Origin of the sequence: Dysgonomonas massiliensis (genome assembly GCF_900240225.1) — a bacterium.
In the GTDB taxonomy this organism is placed as follows: Bacteria; Bacteroidota; Bacteroidia; order Bacteroidales; family Dysgonomonadaceae; genus Dysgonomonas; species Dysgonomonas massiliensis.
Map to the genome: position 1 here is coordinate 62,617 of NZ_OEPV01000010.1, position 12,603 is coordinate 75,219.

10 protein-coding genes and 2 pseudogenes are annotated in these 12,603 nt (G+C 34.8%); 3 read left to right on the forward strand and 9 right to left on the reverse strand.

Features of this window, described 5'->3' with window-relative positions; genetic code table 11:
• Positions 1–185: 185 nt before the first annotated feature.
• Positions 186–2,489 carry an outer membrane beta-barrel family protein gene (locus tag C1A06_RS11235; RefSeq protein ID WP_101690359.1) on the forward strand — a complete coding sequence of 768 codons (2,304 nt, stop codon included), beginning with the start codon at positions 186–188 and terminating at the stop codon, positions 2,487–2,489.
• A gap of 66 nt (positions 2,490–2,555) precedes the next feature.
• On the opposite strand, the gene C1A06_RS15095 is transcribed toward C1A06_RS11235, so the two are convergent.
• The 3 genes from C1A06_RS15095 to C1A06_RS15360 are packed head-to-tail and all read right to left on the reverse strand — an operon-like array spanning position 2,556 to position 4,296.
• The gene (locus tag C1A06_RS15095) at positions 2,556–2,693 is read right to left on the reverse strand and encodes a hypothetical protein (RefSeq protein ID WP_159461414.1); all 138 of its coding nucleotides are present in this window, start codon (positions 2,691–2,693) and stop codon (positions 2,556–2,558) included.
• Between the two features lie 42 nt (positions 2,694–2,735).
• Entirely contained in the window at positions 2,736–3,287 is a 552-nt protein-coding gene (locus C1A06_RS11240) for a hypothetical protein (protein WP_145996395.1), read from the reverse strand.
• A gap of 1 nt (position 3,288) precedes the next feature.
• Complete coding sequence (locus tag C1A06_RS15360; RefSeq protein WP_370738369.1) at positions 3,289–4,296, reverse strand: RHS repeat domain-containing protein; 1,008 nt, start codon at positions 4,294–4,296, stop codon at positions 3,289–3,291.
• Between the two features lie 809 nt (positions 4,297–5,105).
• On the opposite strand from C1A06_RS15360, the gene C1A06_RS11250 reads away from it, so the two are divergent.
• Positions 5,106–5,471 carry a helix-turn-helix domain-containing protein gene (locus C1A06_RS11250; protein ID WP_101690362.1) on the forward strand — a complete coding sequence of 122 codons (366 nt, stop codon included), beginning with the start codon at positions 5,106–5,108 and terminating at the stop codon, positions 5,469–5,471.
• Positions 5,472–5,473: 2 nt separating this feature from the next.
• Positions 5,474–5,833: a helix-turn-helix domain-containing protein gene (locus C1A06_RS11255; protein ID WP_101690363.1), complete on the forward strand. Its 360-nt coding sequence runs from the start codon at positions 5,474–5,476 to the stop codon at positions 5,831–5,833.
• Between the two features lie 88 nt (positions 5,834–5,921).
• On the opposite strand, the gene C1A06_RS11260 is transcribed toward C1A06_RS11255, so the two are convergent.
• The 6 genes and pseudogenes from C1A06_RS11260 to C1A06_RS15245 all read right to left on the reverse strand — a co-directional run bounded on the left by C1A06_RS11260 (position 5,922) and on the right by C1A06_RS15245 (position 12,563).
• Positions 5,922–6,218, reverse strand: coding sequence for a hypothetical protein (locus C1A06_RS11260; RefSeq protein ID WP_145996396.1), 297 nt, complete (start codon positions 6,216–6,218; stop codon positions 5,922–5,924).
• Positions 6,219–6,292: 74 nt separating this feature from the next.
• On the reverse strand, positions 6,293–6,814 hold the full coding sequence (locus C1A06_RS11265; protein WP_101690365.1) for a DUF2867 domain-containing protein: 522 nt from the start codon (positions 6,812–6,814) through the stop codon (positions 6,293–6,295).
• A complete protein-coding gene (locus tag C1A06_RS11270; protein WP_101690366.1) occupies positions 6,811–7,239 on the reverse strand; it encodes a DUF3788 family protein in 429 nt (142 codons plus the stop codon). The genes C1A06_RS11265 and C1A06_RS11270 overlap by 4 nt, the downstream gene beginning before the upstream one ends.
• Positions 7,240–7,353: 114 nt before the next feature.
• Positions 7,354–11,133, reverse strand: a pseudogene (locus tag C1A06_RS11275) (helicase-like domain-containing protein); the annotation flags it as partial.
• Between the two features lie 24 nt (positions 11,134–11,157).
• Positions 11,158–11,850: pseudogene (locus C1A06_RS15365) on the reverse strand (RteC domain-containing protein); the annotation flags it as partial.
• 80 nt (positions 11,851–11,930) lie between these two features.
• Entirely contained in the window at positions 11,931–12,563 is a 633-nt protein-coding gene (locus C1A06_RS15245) for an NUDIX hydrolase N-terminal domain-containing protein (protein WP_281253954.1), read from the reverse strand.
• Positions 12,564–12,603: the final 40 nt, after the last annotated feature.

Sequence of the window (12,603 nt, forward strand, 5' to 3'; positions counted from 1 at the left end):
AAACAATATACTTAAAGTTGGGTTTCATGATATTACGGGATTATACCATGACAAATGTAAGAAGAAATATTGCACAATTCGTAATCCGTTAAGACGAGATAAGACTTTATAAGTAAATGATAACCTATTTTGTCTGTTATTCTGTAAATCTTTGTATCAGAAACAAAATTAAAACAGAATATAATATGAAAAAGTTAATTTTTTTAGTTGCATTTATATCAGGCCTGGTAACATCAGCCAATGCACAAAAATCTATAAGCGGAAAAATAATAGATACTGAAAATAACCCGATAGAGTTTGCGACCATTGTTTTACAAACAACGGATTCTCTATTCATCAATACTACTTACAGCGACTCATTGGGTTATTTTTCTTTCAAAGAAACTCCTGAAAATTTTAGATTACTTGTACAGCATCTTATGTATAATCCAATAAATGAAGAGTTTTCTTCTTTGGATATGAAAACTATTGTAATGGAAAGTAAGGAATTCAACTTGGGAGAAGTAGTTGTTCAAGGTGAACGTCCTTTGGTAAGAGTTATTGATGGGAAGATGACTTATGATATGCCTCAATTATTAAAGAATAAGATGGCTAATAATGCTTATGATGCTATATTAGAGCTTCCCGGAGTATATGAACAAAGTGATGCTATACGACTGGCGGGAAGCAATGGTATGACTGTGATTATCAATGGAAAACCTACAACATTGACAAACGATCAACTAACTACATTGTTGAAAAATATGCCCAAAGAACGCATCCAATCAGCAGAAGTTATGTATAGTGCTCCTCCTCAATATCATATTCGTGGAGCAGCTATTAATCTGGTTCTTACAAGTAATCTTTCAGAAGCGCCACAACTGCAAGGACAAGTGAATGGTGAATACAATCAATATCACTATGCAGACTATAAAGGTGGTGTAACTTTGATGTACAGTACACCTAAGACATCAACCGATTTTATGTATCAGTTTGGATATATAAATCATCATTCAATCCTTGATATTGATTCTCATCATACACTTAATGGTACTACTTATAAAATAGAACAATACAATAGAGGTTATAGTATTGCTCCAATACATAATATTCGCTTAGGAAATGATTATTATTTCAACGAAAAAAATAAGTTGAGTTTAGTATATACCGGACAAATTAAGGCTTGGACTTGTGCAGAAGAATTGTCAAAAGGTACATTCTCTGATTCTAAGAATAAGAAAGGAGCAGACACACCTACTCAAATGCATAATGTGGCATTAGATTATAGTACAGGATTCGGATTAACCACGGGAGTAAATTACACCTTCTTTAAAAGTCATACTATACAAAAGTATAAGGAAATGATGACAGGTAAAGAAGATGCATTCAATACACAATCGAAGCAAAATATTAACAGACTCTCATTCTATGCAGATCAAAGTCATTCGCTAGGTAAAAATTGGACTTTGGATTATGGAACAAAATTTAGTTACGCATCTGATAAAAGTTCACAACTCTATTCATCTTTGATAGGAAACGATCTCTCAAATTCAGATACTGAATCCAAATTAGATGAATATACTTATGAACTATATGCTGGATTTACGAAAGACTTTTCTGATAAACTCTCAATGAGAGTATATCTAATAGGTGAATATTACAAACATAATAACAATGATTATTGGAGTATTTATCCCCAATTGGATTTGACTTATGTCATCAATCCAAATCATATCCTTCAGTATTCTATATCATCTGATAAAGATTACCCTAGCTATTGGGCTATGATCAATTCTGTTTCACATCTAAATGGTTACTCTGAAATCCATGGTAATCCAGACTTACGACCTTCAAGATCTTATGAAATGCAATTTAATTATACACTGAAGAGCAAATATATTTTCACCTTATACGCAACCTATCAGGATAACTTTTTTGCACAACTACCTTACCAATCAACAGAGCGGTTAGCATTAATTTATAAATTCTCAAATTTTGATTATAATAGTAGAATTGGTTTAAATGCAATTATACCATTACGTCTTGGATCAGTATTAGATTCCAGACTGACATTAATTGGATTCTATGATAACGTAAAAAGTAGTAATTTTCATGACTTATCGTTCAAGAATGACCTTTTCAGTTTTTTTGTCATCCTAAACAATACATTCAATATATCTTCCAAACCAAACATAAAGGCAGAGTTGTCAGGTATGTATACTCCGAAAAACATTCAAGGATCAGCTACGCTTTATAAAATGTACAAAGTAGATGCAGGAATAAAATGGATATCTAACAACAATAAAGCTGAAATCCGTCTGAAAGTTAATGATATATTTAATCATTGGTCGGAACCAAGATTGATGGAAACGAAATTCGCCAACCAGAATCTAAGTATGCGTATGATACCTGATTCCAGATATGTAAGTTTGTCATTTACCTATAAGTTTGGAGGATATAAAGATAAAGAACATAAGGAAGTGGATACTTCAAGATTTGGAGCAAAGTAGAATCAGTAATTTGTTTTTTAGATGGAATTATCATGGAGCAATTTATTCAACATCTTCGACAAGAGTTTAACGATAAGATTCAAAATATTCAACTTCGAAATATGCATAGTTATCCTTGATAATCTGCTGGCTTTGTTTGTACTTGGCAGCATAGTCTATCGTAGCACCTTCGACATGGTAGTCCCATAAAAATAGAACAGGCATACATCAATAAATGTATGCCTGTTCACTAATTTATATATTACCTTATAAACAATATGATATGTCTACAAAAAACTCAAAACATTTGTTGGCTTTCTTATCTATCAATTGGACAAAACGTACCTTTGAAGTTATTAAACCTGTCCAATTTGAAGGAACAGAACTTACCAAGTAATAATTATCATTCTCATAGTAATAGTCATTTGAATAATCGCAATTAAAATTATCAAAAATAAATTCTTCATTTTTATCAATGAATCTACATATAGGAATTTGTTGGGAATTTACGTAAATCTCTCTGTTTCCATTTTTAAAATTATATATAAAACTAATCTTATCTTTAAGATAACTAACATTATAAGTTGATTCATTCATTGTTGAAGAAAATGCTACTTTTGCTGGAATCATATTGAATGAATCTAAATTTGCGAAATCACAATATGAGTAATGACCCAAACTAAATGATAATTTGTCAGTGTAATAAACCGTATCAATTGCCATCTTTAAAGAGTGTCTTTGAAATTTAGATGTATTATTACATCCCATTCCTATAGAAGACATAAAAAGACACGCAAAAATCCCAAAATATAATTTCATCCTATAATGGTTTTTGTCCACTCCAATTCGAGTCTCGAATAGTTCCATCTTTGTTAATAAATAAAGAGTTTTTATAACTTTCAATAAGCCTTGAAAAAGTCGTATTCCCAGCGGCATGAGTTGATTCATATTTATAATTATATGTTCTTTTCATTTGTCCTACACCTGACTTTAGATTGTCACCTTGTTTCCATAAGTCATGTGATGATTCTGTAAATCTATAGCCAGGAACATACCTTTCTAAATATCCTCCTCTTATCTTGTTCTTACCATTGAAATCTTTTCCATCCCACCAATATGCACCTTTTGAATAATCTTCTGTAGAAGAATAACCTAAGATTACACCTCTGTTAGCATTTTGTTTATGTGATTTATTCGCAGTTGGATCACTGTACTTATTTCGTTCTTTTTGACTTGCGCCATATCCCCCTTCTGCATATAGAACGGAAGCCATATACTTAAATGTTTCACCAGATATAGCATTTCCATTTTTATCTGTTAATTGATATAAAATATCATCATCTAAAATCACATAATTACCATCTGAATCACCTATAACATCATTGTTAACAATATGTACAAAATCAGTTTTTTGCTTGTCACTGCCAAGAAATTCTCCATTTTCTTTGTAGTAATCATCTAGACCATCAGGATCAACCAAATTAACTGGATTTTGAGAACAATAATGATAAGGTGTCTTATTCGGATATTTCTCTTGTAATAGATCAGTAGACAACCAGACACTAATTCTCGAATCATAGTATCTTGCTCCATAATAATACAATCCTGTTTCTTCATCCAACTCTTTGGCATTGATGCGATACGGAGTATTCCACTTGTTATTGCGTTCTTCGATAAACACTTCCCCAAACGGAACATACTCGATATGTTGAACTACTTCACCGTCTAAGTTAGTAATAAGTGATGAACTACCCAAATGATCGGAATGATAATAATATTGAAACAATTCAGGATTATCGTTTTCTTGCGGTACAAACGATTTAGTCATCGGTTTGTCATCACAACAGAAACCTCCTCCGTTGACATAATCATCGTTATCTATTCCGTTGTATTCAACTTCGAAATAAGCATAATTGTCCTTGATCGTCTGCTGGCTTTGTTTTGATTTTTGTTGAAGTTGAAATCCTTTTCTGTTGTGATGATTGGAGTTTTTTTGTTAGTACAATGAATATCTTATGAATCTATTCGTTACGGTTTTATGAAAAAGTGAAATCCGTAACGATACCGTAACGATTCGTTGTCAATTATTGGAAATAAAGTGGCAGATGATGTCTTTGTGCAGAAAATAAAAAACTCTCTAAAATAGCATTTTAGAGAGTTTTGTCTTATTTTGTCGGTTGTTTGTCTTAAACTTTCCGATCTTTCAGTGATCCGAGCGGGAACACTTTTATATCTTATAAATGATTAGTAATCAGCACCAAATAGACTTAGTTTTCTTCTGTGGTACCGATTTGGTACCGAGAGTAAACTTAATCCTTTATCTAGCTATGACAGCGTTCTGTCTGCATAGATTTCTACCAACAAACTTACTAATAATTAATGATATAACAAGATAATATTTGCTGGAATATTCTTTATTGTACCCAAAATATTATACCAAGTTGCTATTGACTTGGTGTTTTTTTGTTTTATAGCTAATTTATCCACAATCCTTCTATATAACATATAAAAACATTTCACCAAAAATAGTTAGTTTGATGATATTCAGCTTTATAATAAAAATCTATATCTACTTGGTATAACCTTGTTAAATAGTTATAGAATAACTACTGACCTTTGTACCAAACGAAATTTGATATGGAAGTTATTACACTTGAATCCGAAGCTTATAAAAATATAATAGAGAAGATAGACTCTATAGCCGACTATGTCAAAGGAGGAAACAATAGAAATGATTCTATAGTCTTGGATGATGAATGGGTAGATAGTTATGAAGTTTGCACTTTTCTGAAAATAAGCGAACGCACTTTACAACGTTTGCGTACCAATGGAATAATATCCTATTCTATCATCTCAGGCAAAACTTACTATACCATTGCAGAAATCAAACGTGTACTCAAAGAGCGATTGATAAAATCTACTGATAAACATCTACAAGACCTGATCAAAGGTCATCAGGAGTATGCTGAACAAAGGAAGAAGAATAAATCTAAAATGCCATAACTATGCTACGAGTTGATGACGAAATATTTGAAGCGAATATCTCTGCTTTGGCTAAACTCATAAAAAGAGTTGAGGAGAAAGTGGATAAGTTGATAGTCAGCAGCAATACTGTTATGAATGAACGTTTGCTTGATAATCAGGATTTATGTCTTTTCTTGAAAGTTACCCCTCGTACACTCCAACGCTACCGCAATATGGGATTACTTCCTTTCAAAACTATCTGTCGTCGTAACTACTATCGGGAATCGGATGTAAAAGAGTTTATAGAAAAGTATTTTGGAGGAAAAGATAATCCTACTGATAAAGATAAATGGGGAAGAAAAAATAAACGTAGAGATGACGATGAAGATGTATTAGTCTGATTGTTTTTTGTTGTTTTGATTTTTTCTTGAAGTTGAAATCCCTTTCTATCATCACGACAGAAAGGGATTTTTGACATATTAACATATTTTATGAGAAATACTCCTCTAGTGCATCTTCCCAAATCAAAGATTTATTCAATGATATTGCCTTTCTTACGATTTCCTCGAGTATATCCTGATCTATTGTTCCGTTTTGCATCATTTTTTTTAAAAGAGAAGAATCGTTTTCGTTTAATGGAACAGAATCACTGCCTAAATTGCAACAACCATAACCATCAAAAGATATTCTTATCAAAGAAACGAAATCATTGGTATCATTGAAGTCCAAGAAAACAGATCCATCCAAGCATCCTAAATAATAATCAGCAGGGCGGGTTTTAGGCATAGTTGTTATAAAAAAATTTAAGTTGCTCATTTTTTCATTGTTCAATCCTGCTTTTGTATTAACTCTTACCATATTTATTTCGAATTCGTTTTTAAAGTTCTTTTAAGCATAGATTTGACCACTACCTTGTGAAATGGACGAACAAAGAAAAAGTATATTTTCCCTATCCTGTTGTGATAATGAACAAGTGTTATTGCTGTAACTGTTTGTAATTCCTCTTTTTTATCAATGAAGATAGACATATAAGCATCAAGGTGTTTATCGCTAAGCAGAACAACTATTTCGTTATCCGATTTATCCGTAACCGACATCAAACCGTTATTGCCACTTCCTGCCTGTATTATCTCTTTTATTTTTTGGGAACGGTCTTCACTTTCTCCAGTTTCCAATCCAAACGGGCGGACCAATATATTTCGCAGTTTAAACAATGTATTTACCCAAGCAGGGGTTCCAACTGTCCAGAAACTAATCATTATTTCCTCCATTGACAATTTCTTATCTTCCATTACTTCACAGGCAAAGGCATCTGAGTAATCAACAGGAAAATACTTTTGGGTTAAACTACTGGCGGGAATATCTGTCTTATAACTTTTCATTTCAAACCTTTCTTAAAACGTACAACCGTCAGTAAATCTACCAATTGTTCCTCAATATTTACATCAATAATCATTGGAATCAATCTACCAATAGTTTTAGATTTGAAAAACTCCTCCTTAATAGTCTCCGAAATATTCAGTTCAGCAATTGCTTCGAGATGTTTTTCAGTAAAGTAAAAGCTTGTTTTGAAAAAGCCTTTCCAAATTGAAAGCCATAAGATAGTTTTCTTTTTGTATACTACTTTGCCAAGCCATGCTTTACCATCGTTATAGTATCGCCATTCAATGGCTAAACCATACTCTTCGTCTGTAATTGTTCCGATAAAAGACACCAACACACTATAAAGATTTTCTCCTAGTATATCTTTGAGAACCTTGTCTGAGGGAAATATTTCCGCATCTCTTAATAACATTTGTGCTTCCATAGCTGTTGTATTTACTACTAAGCAAAGATATTATTTTCAATAGAATAAAACTGTTACCCACCTATAGAACTTGGGCTGTCAATGCCAATATCCAATCTGAGTGAATCTAACTATCTATAATCGAACACCCTTGTAAGGTTGTTCCTCTTGCTTATTTCCTTCGGATTCCACCTTCCCAATTAAAATTCTATCCCGATTACTATCAATAATATCCTTGATACTCATTGGCTCTCCCAAACGGATAGAATCATCGCCTACAATAGCTTTAGACACAGGCTCTACAATCTGTGTTTCCTGTACAGGCTCATCCTTCGTTTTGAGCGTTTGTAAAATCTGCCTGTCTAAAGTAATAAGCTGCTCTTTCAGATCTTTCAATTCAGCATCTTTCTTGAATACCGAGCCAATAACCTCTTTGAGAATGGGCAAGTCCTTGGTTAAGCGTTCGTTATCTGTTTGATATTTCTCAATCAATTTTGGAATACGCTCCAGTGCATTGAGAAAATTCATAGATGCCAATTTGGGATCAGTAGCAATATGACCATTGTTGTAATTGTATTTGATACCTCCTTCGCCCTCGATAAAGAAACGATTGTCTTTGAAAATAGAGCCTTCCTTTTGGCTCTCCTCTGTTTTGACAAGCAACCTAAAACCATAGAGTTCCCCAATCTTAAAATATTCTCCATTAGTTCGGGCATTATCTGAAAGTTGATTCAACTTTTCTCCGACTATTTTAATGTCATTGGAATTAACTCCCTCCAATTGAATTGGATTGAGTTTGTTTCCATCTTTATCCACCTGAACACGGGCATTGAAATCATCCCAATCCTTTTGAATACGAACAAGCATCTGGCTGTTTCCTTCAATAGTGCGTGTACTATCTTCATACTTGAATGTTGCTGAAGATTTACTCTTGACAAAGGCTTTCTTCTCACTCTCCAAAGCGTTGATTTTCTTTTCCAATTTGGCTTTTTCCAACAGATCGGTATTCCCTGAAAGAATAGCCACATACTCCGAAAAATTCATGCCCGCACTTTCGTCCATACTGCCCTCATCAATGGTACGGCTACCCATACTGTTGTTTTTTAGCTGATTGATAAAAGTCTGTTTGTTCTGTAATAAGTTAAACTTGTAAGAGTCCAAGCTCTTTTAAACCGCATAGATCAATACATCTACCTTGTTATCGGCATATAGCTTGGCTATTTCATTGCCTTTACGAATCGCCCGACCATCTCGCTGTTGCAGATCAGAAGGTCGCCACGGTGTATCTAAATGATGAATGGCAACAGCACGTTGTTGAGCATTAACACCTGTTCCCAACATAGAGGTAGAGCCGAATAAAACACGGATGCGTCCGTCGTTCATCCCGTCTATCATCGCTTTACGAGCTTTGTCTGTTTTAGCCTCTTGAATAAAACGGACCTCATGGGCAGGGATGTTGTGATCTTCTACCAACTTGCGCTTGATTTCTGAATAGGGATTCCATTGATTGGGTTTATATGTACCTAAATCGGAGAATACAAATTGTGTTCCTTTATGCGAATCATACTGATTATAGTATTCCGCAATCTTAGCAGCACAATGCGAAGCCTTGTTGTCGATATGGTCGCCATAGTGCGGGCTAATCATACGCATATCAAGCGACATCTTTCGGGCATAATCCGTGGCAATAAGCATCTTTGCTTTTTCTTCGCTATCGGAGAGTGGGGCTCGTCCGAGTAGGGTGGCATCGCCAGTCTTGGCGAACTCCATCAACTTTCCGATGAATATTTCCTGCTGCGGAGTTGGAGGGATATTGTACAGTACTTCGTTCTTTTCTGGTCTGTCAATTCCAATATCTTTTGCTGTTCGGAAATCAGTTATTTCAGCATAGAAGTTGGCGAGTTCAGGAACTTTAATAAAATAGCGAAAGCGTTCTTTTTGCACGATCTGATTGGTAACCGAGAACTCATAATCAGTCGTTTTCTTGGCATAGATTGCTGCCCAAGCATCGAAAGAATTGATACCCTGTTTCTCCAACTCTTTCGGACGTAAATATTTGAAGAGCAAGTAAAGCTCTGTCAAAGAGTTTGAAATAGTCGTACCCGAAAGAAATGTAGCTCCTAAGTCTTTGCCTGTACGCTCTTGAATAGTACGTAAAGCAAAGAGCATATTCAAAGCTCTCTGACTTCCTTCAGGATTACCCAACCCTGCTACTCGGTCGTGACGAGTGGTAAAGGTCAGATTTTTGAACTGATGCGATTCATCTACAAATAGATGGTCGATGCCCATCATCTTAAAATCGACGACGTCATCTGTTCGATTTTTAATTTAGTCTGCTAATACACTTAGTTTTACTTCCAGATTATTCTTTCGTATCTCCAAGCCTCTCAGCATACGTTTAGATGCAGCTTTACCTGTCATTGATTCAAGTACCCGAAGATTCTCTTCCACTGAATCCAATTCTTCTTGGAATATCCGCTGTTGCATTTCAGATGATTGAGGTATTTTCCCGAACTGGTCGTGTGTTAAAATAATGGCATCCCAAGAATTATTCTTTATCTCGTTAAAGATCTTTACCCGTTTGGAAGGTGTAAAATCCTCCTTGCCGGGATAGAGAATCTTTGCATTTGGGTAGGCTGTTTTGAAGGTGTGGGCTATCTCATGTACATTGGCTTTCAGTCCCAATATCATGGGCTTATTAGCCAATCCCAATCGCTTCATTTAATAAGCAGCAACACACATAATAAGTGTTTTTCCTCCACCGACCTCATGGTCTGCAATACCTCCACCCATCAATTTCTGCATCCAAATACAATCCTTTTGACTCGGATAAAGGTCGGGTATTCCCAATCCTTTGAGGTCCAAATCAGGAAAAGTCTGATGTGAACCGTCATATTGTGGACGGACATAACAGTTGAACTTCTGATTGTATAAATCAGCTAACTTATTCTGAAAGTCGGGCGATTGCTCATTGAGCCAGTCCGTAAAACCATTTCGTATTTCATCTATCTTGGAATTGGCAAGTTGTATGGCTTCCGAGTCGGCAACCTTTACTTTTTTCTGTTCTCCGTTATCATCCAATACCTGAATAGTCTTGGTTATAGTCGGAGTGGTATTCAGCAAAGCATTCTTTAAAAGATGAATACCTGTGAATAATTGGCTCTCGCTTTGTACGGCAAATTTTTCCCGAATAATCAGATTGTTACTGTTAGTCGATACATTAAAATCATCACGGGATGCGTAATATTCAATGTTCACATTAGCATCAAATAGCTGTGAGGCATAGTCCCGATAGGTTTGCATCGGTATCCATCGTTCTCCAAAGTTGAAATCAAGCTCGGCATATTGTATCGGTTGCGGGATGGCATCCTGTAAGGCTTTGAGCGAAACTTGTGCATGTTGATCGTTAGGATTTTCCAACGTGTATCGCTTTACCTGTACTTCTTTCTCGACTACATTCCCTGCAATAAACTTATCCCGAATCTCGTAGTTCTGAATCAGTGGATTAAAGTAAATCTGCCCCTCTAAGTCTCGGATTATATCATCTCTATTTTGGTTGTCCAACAAAGAAGCCATATAATCCAATCGTATTTCTCCGTATTTGTTGAGAGAAGCGACCAAAGCCTCGTGCGAGGTTTCTGCGTGTTTAATTTCATTGGGATTAAAGGCAACAGCTTTGTGAAAGATATCCGCTTTCTGAAATTTCCCATCCACCGAACGTTCCAAAGAAAGCATCTGTACACCTCCTGTGTCCATCTTGAAAATATCCAGATTCTTTTTGTCGTTGAGATTTCCGTATCGTTTGATAAAATTGTCATAGACGATATTTAGGTTGCTCCGAAGTGAGGCGTGTTCTGTCAGATGTTTGGCTTCGTGACTATATAAAGTGTGATAGATATCCCGAATCTCAATATAAAATATTTTAGAAAAAATAGAAGCTAATATTTTAATATCGGTATTGCCTGCATTGATGCTACATAAAAGGTGAATTCCATAGATAATCTCAGTAAGGGCAGCTTTGGTATCAGTCCACTTTTCATTAGATTTAGAGCTACAAATTGCTCCAATATTATTTTCGTCATTTGTCAACTTAGCTAACTCAGCATTCAAATAGGCAGCAAGCATATCGTTTGCTAATAATTTGGCTACTTTAAAATCGAAATTGGTAGAGAATTTAGGATCACGTTCAAAATAAAAACATTCGAGATTAAGTTCAAATTCTCGTCTATTTCTCAAAAAATAGAATTTATCTAGTGTGGTCTTCCCAGAACGATAATATTGAATAAAATCTGCATTTCGTTCGCTAAAGAAATGTATTCGATATTGTTCTTTATGCAAATACTTCCTTATTCTGTTAAAGTCTGCAACAGGACGATTTAATTCCAGATAATAAATTTTTCGGAAGTAAATAAGTTTACTAAATAGTTTTGGTTTTATTTCCTTGAAGAAATAAATCTCCTCATTCTCATTCAAAAAATTATATTCAGACACAATCATTTTGAGTTCCTCAAAAACAGTTTCCATCATTACTATTATTGATGGGACATCCTGAATTACATCGGATAGTTCCAGTTCCTTTATTTGTATTGAAGAATTTAAATCGGATACGATCTCTGCTATCTTAGTTTTCATGGTGAATAAGACATGATTTTAGAGGAAAATGGTATAAATCCATCTTCTGGAGAAATTAGAAATTAAACGGACTGTTAAGATTAATCGAATATAGTAGTCCAGTTGGAAGAGTAATATGCGTCAAAGCATAGCTTTATCTGCTCAGAGGTGTTTTTTTCTTTAGCTAAAGGAGGTAGTTTATCTAGACTGAAGTAACTGCTTTCACTTGTTTCTATATTAGGAGTAAAATTTCCACCTACTATTTCGCATAATACAAAGGCTTTGGCTACACCATAAGCGTATAGGGGTGCATTATGTAAATTACGGTCTTGAATAGCTATTAATTTTATTGGGACTACATCCAATCCCGCTTCTTCCTTCACTTCTTTTATCGTATTGGATTTTATTGACTCATTGACATCTACCCATCCTCCTGGCAAAGACCATGTGGCATTCTTTTCTTTTACAAGGAGTATCTTGTTATCTCTAAAGATAGCGGCTCTAGTATCTAATTTAGGTGTTTGGAACCCTGTTTCATTACAAAACACATTTTTAACATGGCTTAATGAATAACCGCTACCCAAGCTTATCATTTCAGCAGATATTTCACGTATTCTTTCAAAACGTTCCATATCAAAAGAGTCTTTGGTATAGGCAAGACCACCTTGTGCTAAGAACTGTAGTTCCATAGCTAGTTTTATCCAAGGCAATTCTGAAGAATTATTCTTGTCTATCAATAAACTGTAGAGAATATCTTTAGGGGAGCTGAAATAA

Bases quoted from the DNA above. Each gene is read 5' to 3' on its own strand.
- C1A06_RS11235 (WP_101690359.1), top strand. From the start codon at position 186: ATGAAAAAGTTAATTTTTTTAGTTGCATTTATATCAGGCCTGGTAACA.
- C1A06_RS15095 (WP_159461414.1), bottom strand. From the start codon at position 2,693: ATGCCTGTTCTATTTTTATGGGACTACCATGTCGAAGGTGCTACGATA.
- C1A06_RS11240 (WP_145996395.1), bottom strand. From the start codon at position 3,287: ATGAAATTATATTTTGGGATTTTTGCGTGTCTTTTTATGTCTTCTATA.
- C1A06_RS15360 (WP_370738369.1), bottom strand. From the start codon at position 4,296: ATGACTAAATCGTTTGTACCGCAAGAAAACGATAATCCTGAATTGTTT.
- C1A06_RS11250 (WP_101690362.1), top strand. From the start codon at position 5,106: ATGGAAGTTATTACACTTGAATCCGAAGCTTATAAAAATATAATAGAG.
- C1A06_RS11255 (WP_101690363.1), top strand. From the start codon at position 5,474: ATGCTACGAGTTGATGACGAAATATTTGAAGCGAATATCTCTGCTTTG.
- C1A06_RS11260 (WP_145996396.1), bottom strand. From the start codon at position 6,218: ATGCCTAAAACCCGCCCTGCTGATTATTATTTAGGATGCTTGGATGGA.
- C1A06_RS11265 (WP_101690365.1), bottom strand. From the start codon at position 6,814: ATGAAAAGTTATAAGACAGATATTCCCGCCAGTAGTTTAACCCAAAAG.
- C1A06_RS11270 (WP_101690366.1), bottom strand. From the start codon at position 7,239: ATGGAAGCACAAATGTTATTAAGAGATGCGGAAATATTTCCCTCAGAC.